Consider the following 21,593-nt stretch of genomic DNA (forward strand, 5'->3'; position numbering starts at 1 on the left):
CGGGCGGAGGCGGATGCCGTGCCCCGCCGGCGCATGCGCGCTTTTGTCGCGATCCGGATTGCAGACGATGGTGCGCCACGCATGCGGCGACCGGAAAATACTAAAAATATTTTCGGGACATACGAAAAAGCTCTGCAGCGGAAATTCCGGCGCCGGGCGTCTTCGGGTAAGGTGCTACGCAAAACAGCGGACAGAACGCGCCCCGCGGCGGCACGCGCGCGGGGCCGGCATCAGAGGTGCTCGTGGCTCACTACACTTTGCGGCAACTGAAATATTTCGTGACGACGGTGGAATCCGGTAGCGTCGCCGAGGCGTCGCGCCAGCTCTTCATCGCGCAGCCGTCGATCTCCAGTGCGATCAAGGGGCTCGAGGAAAGCTTCGGCGTGAAGCTGTTCATCCGCCATCACGCGCAAGGCGTGTCGCTGACGCCGAGCGGCACGCGTTTCTACCGGAAGGCGCAGGAGCTGCTGCGCATCGCGCACGAGTTCGAGCAGAACGCGCTCGCCGACAACGACGTGATCAGCGGGCAGATCGACATCGGCTGCTTCGAGACCGTCGCGCCGCTCTACCTGCCGCAACTGATCGCGGGCTTTCGCGAACGCTATCCGGGCGTCAACATCCGGCTGCGCGACGGCGACCAGCAGGAGCTCGTGCAGGGCCTGACGGCCGGCACCTTCGATCTCGCGTTCCTCTACGACCACGACCTCGACGGCACCATCGAGACCGAGCCGTTGATGCCGGCGCAGCAGCCGTACGTGCTGCTGCCGGAGAACCACCGGTTCGCGGGCCAGTCGCACGTGTCGCTGCACGAGCTCAGCGTCGAGCCGATGATCCTGCTCGACGTGCTGCCGAGCCGCACGTACTTCGTCAGCCTGTTTCACGAGCTCGGGCTCACGCCGAACATCGTGTTCGCTTCGCCGTCGATCGAGATGGTGCGCGGGATGGTCGGCCAGGGGTTCGGCTTCTCGCTGCTCGTCACGCGCCCGCATTCCGAATACACGTACGACGGCCGGCGCGTCGTGACGATCGGCCTGAGCGAAACGGTGAGCCCGTCGGGGCTCGTGAGCGCGCGGCTGAAGCGCGGGCAGCTCACGAAACAGGCGCAGTCGTTCGTCGAGTTCTGCCGAGAGCGGCTGGCGCAGATCGTCGCGGAATCGGCGCGATAGCAACGAAAGAACCGCACGCGCCGCGGAACGGCGGCGTGCGGCATGCGGTTGGAAAGCCGGATCAGCCAGCCGACGCGAGATACATCGCGAGACGGCCGAGCATCGCGTCGCATCCGTGCAGCTGTTCGAGCGTGACGAACTCGTCGGGCTTGTGCCCCTGGTCCATGCTGCCCGGCCCGCACACCACCGTCGGAATGCCGGCCTGCCCGAACAGCCCGCCCTCGGTGCCGAATGCGACGGTGCCGAACGCGTCGGAGCCGCTCAGCATCGCGAGCAGCCGCGCGGCTTCGCTGTCCGGCGAAGTCGCGAGCCCCGGATACGCGCCGAGCGGCTGCAGACGGATGTCGGTATCGGGCTGCACCGCGCGCATCGTCGGCAACAGTTCGGATTCCGCATAATCCTGCAGCTTCCTCGGCACATCATACGCATCGAAAGCCGGCAGCGCCCGCACCTCGAAATCGAACTCGCATTCGGCCGGCACGATGTTCAGTGCGCGGCCGCCCTTGATCAATCCGGTCTGCACGGTCGAGAACGGCGGATCGAAGCGGCTGTCGTGATGCTCCGGCCGCGCGAGCGACGCGCCGATCTCGCCGAGGCGGCCGATCAGCTTCGCCGCATAGTCGATCGCGTTGACGCCGAGCGGTGCATACGCCGAGTGGCAGGCGGCGCCCTTCACGTGGCAGCGCATCGCGAGCTTGCCCTTGTGACCGAGCACCGGTTTCAGTTCGGTCGGCTCGCCGATCAGGCACAGGCGCGGCCGGTGCTCGCGCGTCGTCAGTGCGTCGAGCATCGGCCGCACGCCGAGACAGCCGACTTCCTCGTCGTACGAGAACGCGAGGTGCACGGGCAGGTTCAACGGCCGTGACACGAATGCCGGCACGGCCGCGAGCACCGACGCGATGAAGCCTTTCATGTCGGCCGTGCCGCGCCCGTACAGCCGGCCGTCGCGCTCGGTCAGCCGGAACGGCTCGACCGTCCACGCCTGTCCGTCGACCGGCACCACGTCGGTATGGCCCGACAGCGCGATGCCGCCGCGATCGCGCGGCCCGATCGTCGCGTACAGGCTCGCCTTCGTGCGCTCCGCGTTGTAGAACAGCTCGCTCGAGACACCGAAGCCGTCGAGATAGTCGCGGATGAAGTCGATCATCGCGAGGTTCGAATCGCGGCTGACCGTCGCGAAGCCGATCAGCCGCTCGAGCAACGCGCGGCTCGACGTGTCACTCATCGCCGGGCACTCCGTAGCTCGGCGCGGCGGTCGGGTTCAGCGCGCGCGTCTGGTAATCCTGCATCTGCGGGCGATAGGCCTGCCACAGCGCGTCCAGCTGCCCGATCGGATCGGTGTCGGCCCAGTCGACGCGCAGGTCGACGATCGGCCAGGTCACGTCGCCGGCCACCTTCAGCGCGGCCGAATGCACCGGCCCCGCCTCGCCGCCCGCCGCCATCGCCGCATGCATCGCGGCCAGCAGGCGGTCGGCCAGCAGCCCGGGCGCCTGCTCGAACGCGCGCGCCATCGCGTCGATCACGGCCGGCGCGGCCAGCAGATTGCCGGCCGCCACACATTGCTCGCCCCGCACCGCATGGTGCGTGCCGAGCGCCTCCTTGCCGGTGAAGCACGCCGTCTGCCCCTGCCCGTCGATCACCGTGACCTGCCGGTACTGGCTCCAGCCGTTCGCGCTGAGCGCGCGGTCGAGCGCGACGGCGGGCGCGAGCTGCTGGTGCTCGATCAGGTCGAGAATCTGCGGGCCGAGCGCCGGCAGCGTGATGTTCTGCGTCGCGACCGCGCCGACGCCCGCCCGCACCCACGGGCAGCGCGCGCCCACCGCGATGCTCGACGAGCTGATCGCGATGCCGAGCTGGCCCGTTTCCGGGCAGCGCCCGACGATGGAGAAAGTCATGTCGCCTCCTATGCGCGGTTCGGCTGCCAGTTGTCCGGGATCACCGCGATCACATCGATCTCCATCAGCCACTGCGGCTGGCCGAGCGCCGAGACGACGAGCCCCGTCGAGATCGGATAGACGCCCTTCAGCCACTTGCCGACTTCCTGGTACACCGGCTCGCGATAGCGCGGGTCGATCAGGTAGGTCGTCGTCTTCACGATGTGCGTGATGTCGCTGCCGGCTTCCTCGAGCAACTGCTTCACGTTCTTCATCGCCTGCTCGGCTTGGGCGCGCGGATCGCCGAGGCCGACCAGCTTGCCATCGAAATCGGTGCCGACCTGGCCGCGCACGTAGACGGTGTTGCCGGCGCGCACGGCCTGGCACAGGTCGTTGTCGAGCGTCTGGTTCGGGTAGGTATCCTTCGTGTTGAACATGCGGATACGGGTATGGGTAGGCTGGCTCATCGAAGTCCTTCGAAGGTCGGTGTGTTGCGCTCGCCGCGCCGACGCGGTCACGGTCGCGGTGCAGCGGGTGCTGATAAGTGTTCGTGGGTGCGGGTAGCGGCGCAAATGCCGAATGCCGAATCCGTATCAGCCGATCGCGTCGACCAGCGGGCGGGCATCGGCCTGCGCCGTGCGTGCCGTGTCGCCGTGCCCGGTGCGCGTTTGCGCGCGGCGTTGCGACGCGTCGTGATAATCGAGGTACTTGCGCTGCGTGACGATGTGGTCGGCGATGTGTTTCGCGTCGTGCCACACGCCCCAGATGAAGCTGGAGCCGCGTCGCGACAGCCACGGCAGTCCGAGGAAATAGATGCCCGGCTCCTTCGACACGCCGCGCTGATGCTGCGGCTTGCCGTTCGCGGCGAACGCGTCGACGTTCAGCCAGCTGTAGTCGAGCGCGTAGCCCGTCGCCCAGACGATCGACGTGACGCCTGCGGCGGCCAGGTCGAGCGCGAGGATCGGCTGCGTGACGCAGTCCGGATTCGGCAGGATGCGGCGTGCTTCCGGTTCCTCGGGCAGGTCGAGGCCGTTGCGCGCCGCATAGGCGTCGGCCGCGTCGAGCAGCGACAGGTAGTTCTCGTCGCCACGGGCGAGATTGTTCGCGAGATCGTTTTCGAACACCGCGACGCCGCCGTCGAACGCCTTCGTCAGCCCCACGAGCGTCACGCCCTGGTGCGCGAGTGCGCGGAAATCGACCGTATGGCCGCCGCGCGCGCCGCTCACCGCGATCGTCACGTGTTCTCGGCCGGGCGTCGCGACCTCCTTGTCCCATTCGCCGAGCACGCCGAGCCACCAGCAGAAGTCGCGGCCGCGATAGGCGCGCGGCGGGCGATCGTGCGGGCCGACCGACAGGTAGACCTGCCGGCCCGCGCGCTGCAGCTCGTCGGCGATCTGCACGCCCGACGAACCCGCGCCGACCACCAGCACCGCACCGTCCGGCAATTGCGCCGGGTTGCGATAGTCGGCGGAATGGATCTGCACGAGGCCGGCATCGTCCGGCGCGATCGGCGGAATGACAGGACGCTGGAACGGCCCCGTCGCGACGACCACGCGGTTCGCCTCGATCGTGCCGTCCGACGTTTCGACGATGAAGCCCGGCTTGCCTGTGTTGCGCACGACGGTTTTCACTTCGACGCCGGTGCGGATCGGCGCGCCGAACTTGCGTGCGTAGGCTTCGAAGTAGTCGGCGACCTGGTCTTTCGTTGCGAACGCATCGGGATCGAGGCCATCGAATTCGAGCCCCGGAAAGCGGTCGTGCCACGCGGGGCCGTTCGCGACCAGCGAATCCCAGCGCCCGGTGCGCCAGCGCTCGGCGATGCGATCGCGCTCCAGCACGAGATGTGGCACGCCGAGCTTGCCCAGGTGCTCGCTCATGGCCACGCCGGCCTGGCCGGCACCGACGACCAGCGTATCGATTGAGGTTGTTTCCACTGCCACGGCTGTCTCCTTGAAGTGCGGCTCGCGGCGATGCTCGGGTCGTCGCGCGAGGGGGAATGGAGACATTCTGCTGACAGGCAGGCTAGGGCGAAACGATCATTTTTGTCGTTGTTGACGAGAAAAAAGCTGGGGGCGGTGAGGCGGGGTTGGAATGACGAGCGAACAGCCTCCGGGGGCGCGTGTGTCCGAAGTGGCCGCGCGCCTCCATGAGCTTGTGCAGTCGAATGATTACTTGATCAACTGCATCCCCGCGACCTTCGACGCTGTCACATCGAAAGTAGCCGTGTACTCGCTGCCGGCTACATGCCCTGAACGCTCGATCAGGCAGTCCGCGAAATCCGCCTTCGCGGATGCAGCGAAAACGCGAAGTGCCTTTCGCACCGTGTCCGCGCCTTCAACCATCAATTCCTTGGTGCCGATCATCGAGTCGATGATGTCCTTCATCTGCTCTCGCTCAACGCCGTAGCAGCGCCCGAGCACCCACACGACCTCGACCAATGCGACCTGCGAAACGTACCCCGGCGATTCGGCCGACAGGGACTCCATCAATGCCGTCGCCTTCTTCGACTGAACGACGTCGTCCTGGGCAAAGTAGCGGACCAGCACGTTCGTATCCAGTCCGATCATCGCGCGGATGCTCCCTGCTCGGCGATGGCCCGATTCATGTCTTCGATCGACACCGGTTTGGCGGGCTTCTTCACGATGCCCTTGAGCGACGCGAGCGAACGCGTGGCCGGGTAGATCTCATACCGGCCGGTCGTCTCGTTGAAACTGAATTCAATCCGGTCTCCCGACGCAAGGCCAAGCTGATTGCGCACGTCCACAGGGATCGTGACCTGGCCCTTGGAAGTGATAGTTGCTGCTGTCATGGTGATTCCTCCGATATTCCTTACTTTAAGGTAAGGCGAACCGAAAAGCAAGGATGGTGCATGTCCCGCGGATCGGGGAAGGCATCACGCTGTGCGACATTGGCGTGGCTGTACCACTGATTGAACGTCGCGGCCCGAGGATGGTTCTCTGTCATGCTGGCCTGCCAGATGCCCGTCACCGGGCACGCGCGTGGGCCCCGGAGGCACTGTGACGTGCGGCTTCTCCGGCAACATGTAGCCATCGGGCACACGCGCACGACCGGTACGCAGCGAGACCGGATGCATGCCGGGTTGGGAAGGCGGCACGGGTACCGACATCACAGCCCTAGCCGCATTGATCAGCGTCTCCTTGTTGCCGTCCCACTTGGGCAATCTGGACGGTGGCAACGGCAACACCTTGTCCAGGTTCGGCAGACGAAGGTCCGGATCGCGCTCCAGGCGGTCGGCGAGAATGATGTAGCGCTCGGCGCGGGCGCGATCCTTTGCGTTACCGGCCACCGGATCACCATCATCGAACGCGCCGAACAAATATGCTGCACTCCTGGCGCTGCCGTACTTCACCCCGTCATGCAGAATTCTGAGGGCGCGTTCATTGTCTTCGCCTAGCGACTTGTCGGACCCAACGAGTGTTGTCCCGAGCGCATACGCTGCATCTCCATTCCCCTGCGCAAATCCACACTCGAGCATCTGAAGCGCAATCTTGCGATTACCCCAGAAGCCCGCTTTGGGATCGTCATACACGGCATCCATCTTGCCGCCCAGATATGCCATCGCATTCGGGTTGCCCATATCGGCAGCGAGTTGCCGGAACCCATACGCGCGGCTCGCGTCCTGCTTCACGCCCGTCCCGTTCATGTAATACGTGCCCATCAGGTCATAGGCCGCAGGTACGCCGAGTTTCATTGCCTGCTCGACAATCTGCACGGCACGTTCCGAATCTCGATCCACGCCATCGCCCTGAGCGTACGCATTCGCCAGATTCAACATCGCCTTCCAGTGTTTGCGCTCGGCGGCCTTCGTCCATAGATCGACAGCGCCCTTGTAGTCGCGCTGGTTCGGCCACAACAGCGAACTGGTGAGCGCCATCGCTTGCCGGTTCCATCGATCCGCCTCCTGATCGATCGGCGGAACAACGTCGGCTTCGTGCTTGCACTCGAATGCGGCGCGATGAGGGTTGAAGGCAGTCAGCGACATGTTGCGGGGGAGCGCATCGGTCCGCGAGCAGGCCGCACACCCGACGAGCAGAAAAACGGAAGCCCATCGGATCAAGCCGATACGGTCGGCGGCCATCGGACGCAATTGAGTTCGCACGATATCGAATACCTGAACAGGAAAAATGAACGGACTGCTGGCGTGCGCACCAGGGATGCGGATACAAAAGCCCGGACGGCAAGCCCTTGTTCCGGGTAATTTCACCGCCCCTCGGCAATGGCGCCGAACCGAAAAAGCACCTCGCCAACGCTGCGCCGATTTTAGGCGATGACCCTTGATCCGACCATCACGCGACAATTGTTGACTGTCCCCCCGCGCCCGAACTGGTACGATGCGCGTCGTCTATGCGATGCGCCCGGGGACGCCTGATCGTTCCCTTTTTCGATCCCCCGCGCGCGCCTCTTGCCGCGCCGAATCGCCGGCCCGGCCTCTCGTTGAACCCCGTAGCATCTCGGCGCCGCCCCACCCGGCGCCGTTGCAGCAACCGTTGGAGTGGCGCACGTCGCGCCTGCAAGCATGAAGAAACTGAAGCAGCACATCATGACCCTGAGCGGGAAAGACCGAACGCCGATGGTACGCGCAGGCGCGCTGCTGTTGATGGCCGGCCTGCTGTACCTGCTGTGGCCATCCGCCGAAACCGCCTACCTCGCGATGGAGTCGGTGATCCGCTGACGCGCACGGCGGCCCGCGCGCTGCGCTATACTCGCGCCATGGAAATCAAACCTGCCTCGCCGAACGTGCATCGCTGGTGGCGCGCCTGACCCAGGCGGCCCGTTTCCTTTTGCATGTCCCGAACGTGATGCCGCCAGCCATGGCGGCATTGTCGTTTCTGCGCCTACGTCATGGCTGGCGGCTTCGATAACCCGGAGCCAACCCGTACCATGACGCACCCGACCCGACCGACCATCCTCACCGGCGACCGCACGACCGGCCCGCTGCATCTCGGCCACTACATCGGCTCGCTGCGCGCGCGCGTGCAGATGCAGCACGAGGCGACGCAGTTCCTGCTGCTCGCCGACACGCAGGCGCTGACCGACAACATGGGCCGCCGCCAGCGCGTCACCGAGAACGTGATCGAGGTCGCGCTCGACTACCTGGCCGTCGGCATCGACCCGGCGATCTCGACGATCGTCGTCCAGTCGCAGGTGCCCGAGCTCGCCGAGCTGTCGCAATACCTGCTCAACCTCGTCACGGTCGCGCGCCTCGAGCGCAACCCGACCATCAAGGAAGAGATCCGCCTGCGCGGCTTCGAGCGCGACATCCCGGCCGGCTTCCTGACCTACCCCGTCAGCCAGGCGGCCGACATCAGCGCGTTCAAGGCGACGCACGTGCCCGTCGGCGACGACCAGTTGCCGATGATCGAGCAAACCAACGAACTCGTGCGCCGCTTCAACGCGACGGTCGACAAGCCGGTGCTGGTCGAATGCGAGGCCGTGCTCTCGGCCGTCACGCGGCTGCCCGGCATCGACGGCAAGGCGAAGATGAGCAAGTCGCTCGGCAACGCGATCACGCTCGGCTCGACGCCCGACGAGATCACGCAGGCCGTGAAGGACATGTACACGGACCCGAACCACCTGCGCGTCAGCGATCCCGGCCAGGTCGAGGGCAACGTCGTGTTCACGTTCCTCGACGCATTCGAACCCGACGTGCCGAAGGTCGACGAACTGAAGGCGCACTATCGCCGCGGTGGCCTCGGCGACAGCGTCGTGAAGCGCGTGCTGAACGAGCGGCTGCAGGCGCTGATCGAGCCGATCCGTGCACGCCGCCGCGAATTCGAGGCGGACAAGGCCGAGGTGATGGCGATCCTGAAGCGCGGCACGCTGCATGCGCGCGAGGTGGCCGGCGCGACGCTGGCGGAGGTGAAAGGCGCGATGGGGCTCACGTATTTCGATTGAGCGGTGACGACGGCGGGCGCTGGTACTCCAGCGCCGCACGCACGACGCGCCGCCGGTCGCGGCGTGCCGATGAGCGCGCCGATATCCGCGCCTTCGCGTCACTTCATCTGCATGAGCTGCACGAGATTCCCGCACGTATCGTCGAGCACCGCGATCCGCACGGGGCCCGCGTCGATCGGCGCCAGCGTGAAGCGCACGCCGAGCGCATCGAGCCGCGCGAACTCCGCGTCGAGATCGTCGACCTGGAACGACGCCGCCGGAATGCCATCCTCGTAAAGCGCCTGACGGTAAGGCGCGACCGTGCGATGATGGCTCGGCTCGAGCATCAGCTCGGTGCCGTCGGGCTGGTCCTTCGACACGACCGTCAGCCAGCGGTACTCGCCCACCGGCACGTTGTTCTTCAGCCGGAAGCCGAGGGTGTCGGTGTAAAACGCGAGTGCCTTGTCCTGATCGTCGACAAAGATGCTCGTCACGTAGATACGCATGACATGTCCTCCTGATCCTGCGAGCCGCCGCGCGGTGGCGCTTACGTGATCTGATACGTCGACGCCGGCACGAATTCCTCCGGCATCGCGCGATCCCCAAGCTCCAGCACCGACCGTTCGATCGTGCGCGCCATCGCGTCGAGCGCCAGCGCGTTCGGTGCGAGACCGAACGGCTCGGCCACCTCGTTCGCGATCGCTTCGAGCGCGATCAGCGTGTACGAAATGAATACGCAGATCAGCGGCGTGAAGAACTCCGTCGAATCGACGAGACCGAACGGCAGCAGCACACAATAAGCATAGACGGTGCGATGCAGCAGCACGCTGTACGAGAACGGAATCGGCGTGGTGAGGATCCGCTCGCAGCCGCCCACCGCCCGGCCCAGCTCGACCAGTTGCGCATCGAACATCCAGCACGTCGCGTCGTGGCCGGCCCCGCGGCCCAGCACCCGGACGATTCCGCCGCGCAGTTCATCGAGAATCGCCACGGGCTGGTAGCACTTGTGCGCGAACGCAGCGGCACGTTCCGGGCCGAGGATGCGTTGCAGGTCTTGCGTCGCATCGGTATGACGCAGCTGATGTTTCAGCGCATACGTGAACGCGATCAGCAGATCGGCGAGCCGGTTGCGCTCCGCGTCGCCGACGCTGTCGGGCAGGTAGCGGTGCAATTGCGACGTGACGGTGCGCGCCGCGATCAGCAGGTTGCCCCACAGAAGCCGCGCCTCCTTGAAGCGCTCGAAGCTCGCGTTGTTGCGAAACGCGAGGAAGATCGCGAGCGCGAGCCCGAACAGCGTGAACGGCGCGGTGTTCAGCGGAATCTTCTCGCCGAAGATGCGCCCGTTCGTGAAAACCGCCAGCGTGCTGACGATCGCCATGAACACGAGTTGCGGAATGATCGACTGCAGCACGGAGCCGTTCCATACGAACAGCATCCTGAGCCAGTTTTGTCGTGGTCTGACGATCATGGTGTGGTCTCGACTGCCAAGGAAATACGCAATGCCTGCGCCCGATGTGCGACGGCCCGCGCGTGGCGGGCCGCTGTCGGAGCGATACCGGGTGCATCGCTCAGTGATAGCCGATGTCGCCCTCGCGCACCTTGCCGCGGAACACGCGGTACTGCAGCGCGTTGTACACGAGAATGACCGGCAGCACGATCACCGTGCCGACGAGCGCGAAGAGCTGGCTCGAATGGCTCGACGACGCCTCCCAGATCGTCAGCGACGGCGGCACGATGTTCGGCCAGATGCTGATCACGAGCCCGGTGTAGCCGAGGAACACGAGCGCGAGCGTCAGCAGGAACGGCGTCGCCTCGTGCTGGCGCTTCACCGTGTGGAAGATGCCCCACACGCACGCGGCGACGAGGATCGGCACCGGCAGGAACCAGCCGAGGTAGCCGCTGCCGAACCAGCGGTGCGCGACCGCCGGCAGCCCGATCACGGTCCACAGGCTGACCACGCCCATCACGGCGAGCAGCACGCCCGCGAGCGGCTTCATCAGCACGCGCATCTTGCGCTGCAGTTCGCCATCGACTTTCAGGATCAGCCAGCCGCAGCCGAGCGTCGCATAGGTGACGAGCACGCCGATCCCGCAGAACAGGCTGAACGGCGACAGCCAGTCGAACGGCCCGCCCGCGAACTGGTGGTCCACGATCCGGATGCCCTGCAGCAGCGAACCGAGCACAATCCCCTGGCAGAACGCGGCAAGCGCGGAACCGCCAATGAACGCGAGATCCCACAGGTGCTGCGTGCGGTTCGCCTTCGCGCGCAACTCGAACGCGGCGCCGCGGAAGATCAGCCCGACCACCATCAGGATCAGCGGCAGGTAGTTCGCCGGCAGCAGCGTCGAGTAGACGACCGGGAACGCGCCGTACAGGCCCGCACCGCCGAGCACGAGAAAGGTCTCGTTGCCGTCCCACACCGGCGCGACGGTGTCGAGCATCACCTGCCGCTCGGCCTTCGCATCGAAGAACGGAAACAGCAGCCCGATGCCGAGATCGAAGCCGTCCAGCATCACGTAGATGAATACGCCGAGGCCGATAATTGCGGCCCAGACGACAGGAAGATCGATGTGCATGGTTACTCCGCCTCGGTGACGTTCAGCGGCGTGGACAGCGCGCTCTTGCGCAGCCCCGGATGCCGGTGCAGTTCGATGTAGCCGGCCTGGGCTGCCGGCCCGCGCTTCATCAGTTTCATCATGTAGTAGATACCCGTTCCGAATACCAGGAAATACACGACCACGAAGACCAGCAGCGACACGCCGACCTGCTGCGCGGTAAGCGGGGAGACCGAATCGACGGTGCGCAGCACGCCGTACACGGTCCACGGCTGCCGCCCGACCTCGGTCGTGATCCAGCCGGCCAGCAGCGCGATGATGCCCGACGGCCCCATGCACACGACGAACCACTGGAACCAGCGGGTTTCATACAGGCGCCCGCCCTTTCTCAGCAGCAGCCCGAGCAGCGCGGTGAGCAGCATCAGCATCCCGAGGCCGGCCATGATCCGGAACGTCCAGAAAATGATCGGCGAATACGGGCGGTCCTGCGGCGCGAATTCCTTCAGCCCGCGGATCTCGCCGTCCCAGCTGTGCGTGAGGATCAGGCTGCCGAGGTGCGGCACCTGGATCGCATAGCGCGTCGTTTCGGCCTGCATGTCGGGCAGGCCGACGAGGTTCAGCGCGGTGCCGCCCTTCTCCGTTTCCCACAGCCCCTCGATCGCCGCGATCTTCGCCGGCTGGTATTCGCGCGTGTTCAGCCCGTGCGCGTCGCCGACGACGATCTGAATCGGCGCGAGCAGCAGCAGCATCCATAGCGCCATCGAGAAGCTGCGCTTCACGGGCTCGTCGCGACGCCCCTTGAGCAGATGCCACGCGCCGCACGCGGCAACGATGAAGCCCGCGACGATGAACGCCGCGATCGTCATGTGCACGAGGCGATACGGGAACGACGGGTTGAAGATGATCTTGAACCAGTCGACCGGCACGACGAGGCCGTTCTCGATCTTGTAGCCCTGCGGCGTCTGCATGAAGCTGTTCGACGCGAGAATCCAGAACGTCGAGATCAGCGTGCCGACCGCGACCATCAGCGTCGCGAAGAAGTGCGCGCGCGGGCTGACGCGCTGCCAGCCGAACAGCATCACGCCGAGGAAGCCGGCTTCGAGGAAGAAGGCCGTCAGGACTTCGTAAGTGAGCAGCGGGCCGGTGATGTTGCCCGCGACGCGCGAGAAGCCCGCCCAGTTCGTGCCGAACTCGTAGGCCATCACGACGCCGGAGACGACGCCCATCCCGAAGCCGATCGCGAAGATCTTCGACCAGAACTGGAACATGGATTTATAGGCGGCGTCGCCGGTGACGAGATAGCGCCATTCCAGCACTGCCAGAAAATTCGCCATGCCGATGCTGATCGCCGGAAACACGATGTGGAACGACACCGTGAACGCGAATTGCAATCGTGCGAGATGGAACGCATCGAAGATTTCCATGACCGTAATTTGCTCGTGGTTGTGAGGACGTCAGCTCGAAGCAGGAAATCGCGCGACGGCTTCGCGACGGCACGCGCCAACCTGGAACGGATCGCGGGGCACGGCAACGAAGCGTGAATGACGATATCGCGTTTCGGACGATACTCGCAATCGCGCGAACGTGCGCTGAAACTGTGCTTTCCCCCGGTCCAAAGATGTGTGTACGGAAAACCCGTTTCGGCGCCGGGAGGCCGTCAGCTGTACTGCTTTGCGCATCGCGACGCTGTGCATTCGCGCCCGGGCCGAACGCCCGTACCATCGGCTCGAAGCCTGCCCGTGGCGAGCCGGCGCGACGCCGCGCACCGCCCTTCGCAGCATCCGTTTCCGTCGCCCGGCGCCCGCGCCGGCCGATTCCCGATTTCCCCCTGGAGAAAACCGCATGGAGCCCAGCGACCGCCCCGACGATCCGGCCGGCAGCCGCGCGTGTCATGTGACGCGTCATCGTGCCGGCGACGCGCTGGGCGCCGTCGATCGCGTCGTCGACGAGACGCCGGTTGCGCTCGTATTCAACGGCATCGCGCACACGGTAATGATGGCGACGCCGATCGACCTCGACGCGTTCGGCCTCGGCTTCGCGCTGAGCGAAGGGATCGTCGAGCGCGCGTCCGACGTCTTCGACATCGAAACCGAATGCCGGCCCGACAGCGCCGAAGTGCGGCTCACCGTGTCGCAGCAGGCGTTCATGGCGCTGAAGGCGCACCGGCGCGCGCTGGCCGGCCGCACCGGCTGCGGCGTCTGCGGGATCGAAAGCATCGCGCAGCTCGACCTGCATCCGCCCCGCATCGCGGCCGCGGGCGCGGCGGCCGGCATCGGCGCCGACGCCGTCGCACGCGCCGCCCGCGCATTGCCGGCGCGGCAGCCGCTGATGCGCGCGACCGGCGGCATCCATGCAGCCGCGTGGTGCGACCGCGACGGCGCCGTGCTGGAAGTCTTCGAGGACGTCGGCCGCCACAATGCGCTCGACAAGCTGATCGGCCGGCTCGCGCGGCAGCGCGCGGACCTGCGCGCGGGCTTCGTGTTCCTGTCGAGCCGCGCGAGCTACGAGCTCGTGCGCAAGGCGGCACGCGTCGGCATCCCGATGATCGCGACGATCTCCGCGCCGACGTCGCTCGCGATCGACGTCGCCCGCAAAGCCGGCGTGCGGCTGCTCGGCTTCTGCCGCAACGACGGCTTCGTCGAATACGTGTCGCCCGACTCGCTCCCGTTACCCGAACCCGCGCATGCGCAACCGCATGCGCTCACCGCTCGATGACACCCCTGACCGATTTCGATACCGCCCAACGGCATTTCGCCGGCGCGTTCGCACTGCCGCCTGCGGCCGTCTCCATTCCGGTCGCGCAAGCGGCCGGCCACGTGCTCGCCACGCCGCTCGCCGCCGTGCTCGACCAGCCGCCCGCCGACCAGAGCGCGATGGACGGCTACGCGGTCCGGCACGCGGACCTCGCGCACGGCGAGCCGTTGCGCGTCGCGCAGCGCTGCTATGCGGGCGACGCGCCGTCGCCGCTCGCCCCGCGCACGGCCGCGCGAATCTTCACCGGCAGCCTGATTCCGCCCGGTGCCGACACCGTCGTGATGCAGGAGCACGCGCACGAGCAGGACGGCTGGGTCGCGTTCGACGCGCCGCAGCGCGCCGGATCGCATATCCGCCGCCGCGGCGAGGAAGTACGCGCGGGCGATCTGCTGATGCCGGCCGGCGTGCGGCTCGGCGCGATGCACGTCGGCGTCGCCGCCGCGCAGGGTTGCGCGCACATCGATGTGCGGCCGCCGCTGCGGGTCGGCATCCTCACGACCGGCGACGAGCTCGTCCGGTGCGGCCAGCCGCGTGCGCCGCAGCAGATCTACAACAGCAATGCGCCGATGCTCGCCGCGCTGGTGGCGGGAACCGGTGCCATCGTCGCCGCGAGCGAGCATGCAGCCGACACCGCGGCCGCCGTCGATCAGGCATTGCGCACGATGGCCGCGCGCTGCGATGTGATCGTGTGCGTCGGCGGCGCATCGGTCGGCGACAAGGACCTGCTGCGCCCCGCGCTGACCGCGCTCGGCGCGTCGTTCGTGGTCTCCGGCGTGCGGATGAAGCCCGGCAAGCCCGTCGCGCTCGCGCGCCTCGACGAACGGCCCGTCGTGCTGCTGCCCGGCAATCCGGGCGCCGCGATGACCGCGTTCGCGCTGTTCGTCGCGCCGCTGATCCGCCGCCTGCAGGGGCGCGACGATTGCGTGCCGGCCGTGCCGTCGCTGCCGATCGATATCGACGTCGAGCCGGATGCGCAGCGCGAACGCTTCGTGCGCGTGCGCCGCACCATCGACGCCCACGGCGCACCCGTACTCGACACGCTGCGGCAGCAAGGCGCCGGCACGCTGCAATCGCTCGTGCAGGCGAGCGGGCTCGCGCGGCTGCCGGCCGGTCGACGCATCGCGCGCGGCGACGCGGTGCCGTATTACGATTTCGCACACTGGCTCGCGTGAACATGAGCATGAGCATGCATGCGATGCCCGTCTTTCGTGCATGCAGGATCGCGAACTGTATTCCTGCATTTCGGGCGGGATTGTGCCTCTGCCGGAAAAGTCCGGCAGACTATCCTCACGATGACGCTCGTCACGACCTGTGCGCTGATACGTCGGCGCATACGCGGCCGCTCGGCGACGCCATTCCGCTCACTTCATGCAGGCCGACGAACCGATCGTGAATGCCATCGTTTCCGCGCCGGCCGCCGCCGCCTCCGGCGGCGCATCGCCCGGCGCCTTCTCCCGCCCGCTCGACACGCTCGCGCGGCCGCTGCGCGATCTGCGGCTGTCCGTCATCGACCAGTGCAATTTCCGCTGCGGCTACTGCATGCCGCGCGACAGCTTCGGGCCCGACTACGCGTTCATGCCGTCGTCCGAGCGGCTGTCGTTCGCGCAGCTCGAGAAGATCGCCCGCGCGTTCATCTCGCTCGGCGTCGAAAAGATCCGACTCACCGGCGGCGAACCGCTGCTGCGCCGCAACCTCGAAGCGCTGATCGAACGGCTCGCGACGCTGACGACCGTCGACGGCAAGCCCGTCGAAATCGCGCTGACGACCAACGGTTCGCTGCTCGCCGCCAAGGCACGCTCGCTGCGCGATGCGGGCCTGTCGCGCGTGACGGTGAGCCTCGACGCGATCGACGATGCCGTGTTCCGCCGGATGAGCGATGCCGACGTGCCCGTTGCGCGCGTGCTGGCCGGCATCGAAGCCGCGCAGACGGCCGGGCTCGCGCCGGTGAAGGTCAACGCGGTGATCGAGCGCGGCGTGAACGACGACCAGATCCTGCCGCTGGTGCGTCACTTCAGACATAGCGGCGTGGCCGTGCGCTTCATCGAATACATGGACGTCGGCGGCGCGAGCGCATGGTCCGGCGACAAGGTCGTGCCGGCCACGCGGATGCGCGAGCTGATCGAAGCAAGCTACCCGCTCGTGCTCGTCGGCGAACCGGGGCACGACGCCACCGCGATCCGCTGCCGGCACATCGACGGCGCGGGCGAGGTCGGCTTCATCGCGAGTGTGTCGCATCCGTTCTGCGGCACGTGCTCGCGCGCCCGCGTGTCGGCCGACGGCCAGCTCTATACGTGCCTGTTCGCCACGCAGGGCACCGATCTGCGGCCGTGGCTCGACGACAACGCATCGACCGGCCAGCTCGCCGACGCCGTGCGCGCGCGCTGGATGCAGCGCGACGACCGCTATTCCGAGCGGCGGGCGACGCGTGCGGCGCGGCCGTCGGGCAAGACCTATCCGACCGTGCGCATGTCGCTCGTCGGCGGCTGACGGCTGCCGCGCGAAGCGGCGCGCACCGCTTACAGGAGAACCCCGTCATGACGAGTTTCACCGAATCCCGTGGCGCGCCACCCGACGATCCGTCGCGTGACGACAGCCATCCCGAGCCATCCGCGCTGCACACCGAACCGCCGCCGGCGATTGCCGCCGGCTTCGAGGTGCGGGTGCAATACGCGGCGATCGACGCCGGCGCCGAGATCGCGCCGATCGTTCGCAATCCGAATGTTGGCGCGGTCGTGAATTTCCTCGGCGTCGTGCGCAACGAAGGCGACGTCGACGACGTGATCGCGCTCGAAGTCGAGCACTATCCGACGATGACCGAGCAGGCGCTATGGAGCATCGTCGAGGAAGCCGGCGCGCGCTGGCAGCTCGAAGCGGTCAGGATCGTGCATCGCGTCGGGCGGATTCCGCTCGGCCAGCCGGTCGTGATCGTCGTGGTCGCCGCCGCGCATCGCGCATCGGCGTTCGACGCGTGCGAGTTCATCATGGACTTCGTGAAGACGCACGCGCCGTTCTGGAAGAAGGAGATCCGGCACGACGGCGTGTCCGGCTGGGTCGAGCCGAAGGCGCATGACGATCAGGCGATGCGGCGATGGGGATGAACGTGCCGGCCATGCCTTTTCCACTTCCGCTGCTTCTGCCCGAGACATCGCGATGAAACTGACGATCAAATACTTTGCGAGCATTCGCGAACAATTGCATACCGACGAGGAAGTCGTCGAGATCGATGCGGATGAGCTCACAGTCGACGCGCTGCGCCGCACACTCGCCGCACGCGACGCGCGTAGTGGAGAAGCGCTGCGAATGGATCGGCCAGTGCGGGCGGCCGTGAATCTCGAGATGGTGACGGGCGGGTTCGTCGTGCGCGAGGATAGCGAGGTGGCGTTCTTTCCGCCGGTGACGGGCGGGTGATCCCGTTCGCATCGAGCGGCGAGCGGCGATCGCCGCCGATCGATGCGAAACGGATCGCTAGTCGAGCCCGCGAAGAAAGTCCGGAACCGGATGATCGATCGAAGCGAGATAACCGGCCATCGCGCCGGCCACTTTCCGCACGGCCGGACGCGCGGTCATCCGTTCGCGCCATGCGAGCAGATGCGGCGTCTCGGCCGTCATCGGCGCGCCCTTGCGCGCGCCGAACAACTGCGCCATGTAGAACGCGATGTCCGCATAGGAATAGGTTTGCGCCAGATATTGCCGGTCCGCCAGCACGCTTTCCATGCGCCGATAGTATTGCCTCGCTGCGTCGCGCGCGGCCTGCGCGTCGGGATGCTCCGGCGTCGCTTCGAGGCCCATCAGCCGGATGACGTGCGGAAAATAGATCTCGTCGCTGCAGTGCTCAAGCTGACGCGCGACGGCACGAGCCTTCGGCTGCGCCGGCCATAACGCGGGATCGGGCTGCACGTCCTCGAGATATTCGAAGATCTGCGTGGAATCGAAAATCTCCAGCTCGCCGTCGATCAGCACCGGCACCTGGCGTTTCGGGTTGATGCGCAGGACGTCCGGATGCTTCGGGTCGTAGCCGCGCTGCTGGCTGAACGGCGCCAGCACGCGCTCGAAGGCGATGCCCTTCTCGTGCGCCGCGATCTCGACCTTCGCGCCGAACATGCTCAGCGGACCGGTGATGATTTTCATCTGTCGCTCCTCCATGGGTTTTCACGTCGTGACGGTCACGCGGACGCTTCGTGCGGGTCGGCGCCGTTCGTTCGGCGAGACGCCGCGCATCTTCGGTGGGACCTCACGCCGAAGCGTCGCGTAAGAGCCTTCCTCAACGCGTCGGCGCTACCGTGACCATGCCGGCGGCTGATATCGTGCATCGATTTTTCATCCAGCGCGAGCGTTCGGCAAACGGTCGGGGAGATCGTATTCGCATCTTCGAGCGACCGCTACCGATCTGACACGACGCCCAGCACCGGTTCAGTGCACTGAACGAAGCTCCAAACGTGGAAGCCGCAGCCTCGCGCAGATGCAAGGGGGACCGATTCCGCGTCTGCCCCGGAATGAATGTCTTCGCGGTTCGCGGCCCGGTCGGCTTCCACTCAACCGCCGCGCCGCGACCCGCCAACGGGAAGTCTCAAACCCAACTCTTATATAAGACATAAGACATTTGACGCCTGACCGTATTGCGATTAGAATCCCGTCGAAAGCAGTGAAGCAGTGTCCGGAACAGCAGCCTCGGCGTGCCTGGAAAGCCCTTCCCCTGAAACGCAATCTCAGCAGGTCCCCCCATGCTTGAAAACTTTCGTGCTCACGTGGCCGCCCGCGCCGCGCTCGGTATCCCCCCTCTGCCGCTGACGGCTCAGCAAACCGCCGAGTTGGTGGAACTGCTGGCGAACCCGCCCGCAGGCGAAGAGCAGACGCTGCTCGACCTGATCACCTACCGCGTCCCCGCCGGCGTCGACGAAGCCGCCCGCGTGAAGGCCGGCTTCCTGGCCGCCGTCGCGAAGGGCGAGACGGCCTGCCCGCTGATCTCGCGCGAGCGCGCGACCGAACTGCTCGGCACGATGCTCGGCGGCTACAACATCCAGCCGCTGATCGAGCTGCTGTCGGACGACGCCGTCGCGGCCGTCGCCGCCGACGCGCTGAAGAAAACCCTGCTGATGTTCGACCAGTTCCATGACGTGAAGGAACTCGCCGACAAGGGCAACGCCCACGCGAAGGCCGTGCTGCAGAGCTGGGCCGACGCCGAATGGTTCACGAGCCGTCCGGAAGTGCCGGAAAGCCTGACCATCACCGTGTTCAAGGTCACGGGCGAAACCAACACCGACGACCTGTCGCCGGCGCCGGACGCCACCACCCGCCCGGACATCCCGATGCACGCGCTCGCGATGCTGAAGAACGCGCGCCCCGGCATCACGCCGGAAGAAGACGGCAAGCGCGGCCCGGTCAAGTTCATCGAATCGCTGAAGGAAAAGGGTCACCTGGTCGCCTACGTCGGCGACGTGGTCGGCACCGGCTCCTCGCGCAAGTCGGCCACCAACTCGGTGCTGTGGTTCACCGGCGAAGACATCCCGTTCGTCCCGAACAAGCGCTTCGGCGGCGTGTGCCTCGGCGGCAAGATCGCCCCGATCTTCTACAACACGATGGAAGACGCCGGCGCGCTGCCGATCGAACTCGACGTGTCGCAGATGGAAATGGGCGACGTGGTCGAACTGCGCCCGTACGAAGGCAAGGCGCTGAAGGACGGCAACGTGATCGCCGAATTCCAGGTCAAGTCCGACGTGCTGTTCGACGAAGTGCGCGCCGGCGGCCGCATTCCGCTGATCATCGGCCGCGGCCTGACCGCGAAGGCGCGTGAAGCGCTGGGCCTCGCGCCGTCGACGCTGTTCCGCCTGCCGCACCAGCCGGCCGACAGCGGCAAGGGCTTCTCGCTCGCGCAGAAGATGGTCGGCCGCGCATGCGGTCTGCCGGAAGGCCAGGGCGTGCGTCCGGGCACGTACTGCGAACCGAAGATGACCTCGGTCGGCTCGCAGGACACCACGGGCCCGATGACCCGCGACGAACTGAAGGATCTGGCGTGCCTCGGCTTCTCGGCCGACCTCGTGATGCAGTCGTTCTGCCACACCGCCGCCTATCCGAAGCCGGTGGACGTGAAGACGCACCAGACGCTGCCGAACTTCATCAGCACGCGTGGCGGCATCGCGCTGCGCCCGGGCGACGGCGTGATCCACTCGTGGCTGAACCGCATGCTGCTGCCCGACACCGTCGGCACCGGCGGCGACTCGCACACGCGCTTCCCGATCGGCATCAGCTTCCCGGCAGGCTCGGGCCTGGTCGCGTTCGCGGCCGCCACCGGCACGATGCCGCTGGACATGCCGGAATCGGTGCTGGTCCGCTTCAAGGGCAAGATGCAGCCGGGCGTCACGCTGCGTGACCTGGTCAACGCGATTCCGCTGTATGCGATCAAGCAGGGCATGCTGACGGTCGCCAAGCAAGGCAAGAAGAACATCTTCTCGGGCCGCATTCTCGAAATCGAAGGCCTGCCCGACCTGAAGGTCGAGCAAGCGTTCGAGCTGTCGGATGCGTCGGCAGAGCGTTCGGCGGCCGGTTGTTCGGTGCACCTGAACAAGGAACCGATCATCGAGTACCTGAACAGCAACATCACGCTGCTGAAGTGGATGATCGCGCAGGGCTATCAGGATCCGCGCAGCCTGCAGCGCCGTATCGCGGCGATGGAGCAGTGGCTGGCCGACCCGCAACTGCTGTCGCCGGATGCCGACGCCGAATACGCGGCCGTCATCGAGATCGACCTGGCCGACATCCACGAGCCGATCGTTGCGTGCCCGAACGACCCGGACGACGTGAAGACGCTGTCCGACGTCGCGGGCGCCAAGATCGACGAAGTGTTCATCGGCTCGTGCATGACCAACATCGGTCACTTCCGTGCGGCGTCGAAGTTGCTGGAAGGCAAGCGCGACATCCCGGTCAAGCTGTGGGTCGCCCCGCCGACCAAGATGGACCAGAAGCAGTTGACGGAAGAAGGTCACTACGGCGTGTTCGGCACGGCCGGCGCCCGCACCGAAATGCCGGGCTGCTCGCTGTGCATGGGCAACCAGGCACAGGTGCGCGAAGGCGCGACGGTGATGTCGACGTCGACCCGCAACTTCCCGAACCGCCTGGGCAAGAACACGAACGTGTACCTCGGCTCGGCGGAACTGGCGGCGATCTGCTCGCGTCTGGGCCGGATCCCGACGAAGGAAGAGTACATGGCCGATATGGGCGTGCTCACCGCGGACGGCGACAAGATCTACAAGTACATGAACTTCGACCAGATCGAAGACTTCAAGGAAGTCGCCGACACCGTGCAGATCTAAGCATGCGGTCGAGCTGCGGCGGGTCATGCCCGCCGTGGCGAC

General features: G+C 66.5%; 21 protein-coding genes. 9 read left to right on the top strand and 12 right to left on the bottom strand.

Annotation, left to right across the window (positions count from 1 at the left end):
• Positions 1-242 precede the first annotated feature (242 nt).
• Positions 243-1,166 (top strand): LysR substrate-binding domain-containing protein, encoded by a 924-nt coding sequence (locus SB771_RS20790; RefSeq protein WP_012372721.1) that lies wholly within the window; start codon positions 243-245, stop codon positions 1,164-1,166.
• A gap of 61 nt (positions 1,167-1,227) precedes the next feature.
• Here SB771_RS20790 and argE read toward each other — a convergent pair whose 3' ends face one another.
• The 7 genes from argE to SB771_RS20825 form a co-directional block, all read right to left on the bottom strand.
• The gene (gene argE / locus SB771_RS20795) at positions 1,228-2,391 is read right to left on the bottom strand and encodes an acetylornithine deacetylase (protein ID WP_175661178.1); all 1,164 of its coding nucleotides are present in this window, start codon (positions 2,389-2,391) and stop codon (positions 1,228-1,230) included.
• Positions 2,384-3,061 carry a DUF1028 domain-containing protein gene (locus SB771_RS20800; RefSeq protein ID WP_175661177.1) on the bottom strand — a complete coding sequence of 226 codons (678 nt, stop codon included), beginning with the start codon at positions 3,059-3,061 and terminating at the stop codon, positions 2,384-2,386. The genes argE and SB771_RS20800 overlap by 8 nt, the downstream gene beginning before the upstream one ends.
• 8 nt (positions 3,062-3,069) lie before the next feature.
• Positions 3,070-3,507: a RidA family protein gene (locus SB771_RS20805; RefSeq protein ID WP_006753132.1), complete on the bottom strand. Its 438-nt coding sequence runs from the start codon at positions 3,505-3,507 to the stop codon at positions 3,070-3,072.
• 126 nt (positions 3,508-3,633) lie between these two features.
• On the bottom strand, positions 3,634-4,980 hold the full coding sequence (locus SB771_RS20810; protein ID WP_175661176.1) for a flavin-containing monooxygenase: 1,347 nt from the start codon (positions 4,978-4,980) through the stop codon (positions 3,634-3,636).
• Between the two features lie 228 nt (positions 4,981-5,208).
• Positions 5,209-5,607 (bottom strand): PIN domain-containing protein, encoded by a 399-nt coding sequence (locus SB771_RS20815; protein ID WP_006753130.1) that lies wholly within the window; start codon positions 5,605-5,607, stop codon positions 5,209-5,211.
• Entirely contained in the window at positions 5,604-5,849 is a 246-nt protein-coding gene (locus tag SB771_RS20820) for an AbrB/MazE/SpoVT family DNA-binding domain-containing protein (RefSeq protein ID WP_006753129.1), read from the bottom strand. The genes SB771_RS20815 and SB771_RS20820 overlap by 4 nt, the downstream gene beginning before the upstream one ends.
• An 84-nt stretch (positions 5,850-5,933) precedes the next feature.
• On the bottom strand, positions 5,934-7,265 hold the full coding sequence (locus tag SB771_RS20825; protein WP_244096799.1) for a tetratricopeptide repeat protein: 1,332 nt from the start codon (positions 7,263-7,265) through the stop codon (positions 5,934-5,936).
• A gap of 312 nt (positions 7,266-7,577) precedes the next feature.
• On the opposite strand from SB771_RS20825, the gene SB771_RS20830 reads away from it, so the two are divergent.
• Together SB771_RS20830 and trpS are read left to right on the top strand one after the other, a co-directional pair.
• A complete protein-coding gene (locus tag SB771_RS20830; RefSeq protein WP_006753127.1) occupies positions 7,578-7,733 on the top strand; it encodes a hypothetical protein in 156 nt (51 codons plus the stop codon).
• A 209-nt stretch (positions 7,734-7,942) separates the two neighbouring features.
• Positions 7,943-8,956 (top strand): tryptophan--tRNA ligase, encoded by a 1,014-nt coding sequence (gene trpS, locus SB771_RS20835; RefSeq protein ID WP_175661175.1) that lies wholly within the window; start codon positions 7,943-7,945, stop codon positions 8,954-8,956.
• Between the two features lie 98 nt (positions 8,957-9,054).
• Here the strand turns inward: trpS and SB771_RS20840 are convergent, their stop codons facing one another.
• The 4 genes from SB771_RS20840 to SB771_RS20855 form a co-directional block, all read right to left on the bottom strand.
• On the bottom strand, positions 9,055-9,441 hold the full coding sequence (locus SB771_RS20840) for a VOC family protein (RefSeq protein WP_175661174.1): 387 nt from the start codon (positions 9,439-9,441) through the stop codon (positions 9,055-9,057).
• A gap of 41 nt (positions 9,442-9,482) precedes the next feature.
• Entirely contained in the window at positions 9,483-10,403 is a 921-nt protein-coding gene (locus SB771_RS20845) for a bestrophin family protein (RefSeq protein WP_175661173.1), read from the bottom strand.
• A gap of 100 nt (positions 10,404-10,503) precedes the next feature.
• Positions 10,504-11,511 carry a cytochrome d ubiquinol oxidase subunit II gene (cydB, locus tag SB771_RS20850; protein ID WP_175661172.1) on the bottom strand — a complete coding sequence of 336 codons (1,008 nt, stop codon included), beginning with the start codon at positions 11,509-11,511 and terminating at the stop codon, positions 10,504-10,506.
• 2 nt (positions 11,512-11,513) lie between these two features.
• A complete protein-coding gene (locus SB771_RS20855; RefSeq protein ID WP_175661171.1) occupies positions 11,514-12,914 on the bottom strand; it encodes a cytochrome ubiquinol oxidase subunit I in 1,401 nt (466 codons plus the stop codon).
• Positions 12,915-13,332: 418 nt separating this feature from the next.
• Here SB771_RS20855 and fdhD point away from each other — a divergent pair, with 418 nt between their 5' ends.
• The 5 genes from fdhD (at position 13,333) to moaD (ending at position 17,652) form a co-directional block, all read left to right on the top strand.
• Positions 13,333-14,205: a formate dehydrogenase accessory sulfurtransferase FdhD gene (gene fdhD, locus SB771_RS20860; RefSeq protein ID WP_175661170.1), complete on the top strand. Its 873-nt coding sequence runs from the start codon at positions 13,333-13,335 to the stop codon at positions 14,203-14,205.
• Positions 14,202-15,416 (top strand): gephyrin-like molybdotransferase Glp, encoded by a 1,215-nt coding sequence (gene glp / locus SB771_RS20865; RefSeq protein WP_175661169.1) that lies wholly within the window; start codon positions 14,202-14,204, stop codon positions 15,414-15,416. The genes fdhD and glp overlap by 4 nt, the downstream gene beginning before the upstream one ends.
• A gap of 196 nt (positions 15,417-15,612) precedes the next feature.
• Positions 15,613-16,731 (top strand): GTP 3',8-cyclase MoaA, encoded by a 1,119-nt coding sequence (gene moaA / locus SB771_RS20870; protein WP_175661168.1) that lies wholly within the window; start codon positions 15,613-15,615, stop codon positions 16,729-16,731.
• A 47-nt stretch (positions 16,732-16,778) separates the two neighbouring features.
• Positions 16,779-17,342, top strand: a complete 564-nt coding sequence (locus tag SB771_RS20875; RefSeq protein ID WP_175661167.1) for a molybdenum cofactor biosynthesis protein MoaE — start codon at positions 16,779-16,781, stop codon at positions 17,340-17,342.
• A gap of 52 nt (positions 17,343-17,394) precedes the next feature.
• Complete coding sequence (moaD, locus tag SB771_RS20880; protein WP_011660588.1) at positions 17,395-17,652, top strand: molybdopterin converting factor subunit 1; 258 nt, start codon at positions 17,395-17,397, stop codon at positions 17,650-17,652.
• Positions 17,653-17,709: 57 nt separating this feature from the next.
• Here moaD and SB771_RS20885 read toward each other — a convergent pair whose 3' ends face one another.
• Complete coding sequence (locus SB771_RS20885; protein WP_175661166.1) at positions 17,710-18,372, bottom strand: glutathione S-transferase family protein; 663 nt, start codon at positions 18,370-18,372, stop codon at positions 17,710-17,712.
• A 593-nt stretch (positions 18,373-18,965) separates the two neighbouring features.
• On the opposite strand from SB771_RS20885, the gene acnB reads away from it, so the two are divergent.
• Positions 18,966-21,551, top strand: a complete 2,586-nt coding sequence (gene acnB / locus SB771_RS20890) for a bifunctional aconitate hydratase 2/2-methylisocitrate dehydratase (RefSeq protein WP_011660590.1) — start codon at positions 18,966-18,968, stop codon at positions 21,549-21,551.
• The last annotated feature ends 42 nt before the right edge of the window (positions 21,552-21,593 follow it).

The sequence above is a fragment of the Burkholderia sp. SIMBA_051 genome (assembly GCF_046534915.1).
In the GTDB taxonomy this organism is placed as follows: Bacteria; Pseudomonadota; Gammaproteobacteria; order Burkholderiales; family Burkholderiaceae; genus Burkholderia; species Burkholderia ambifaria.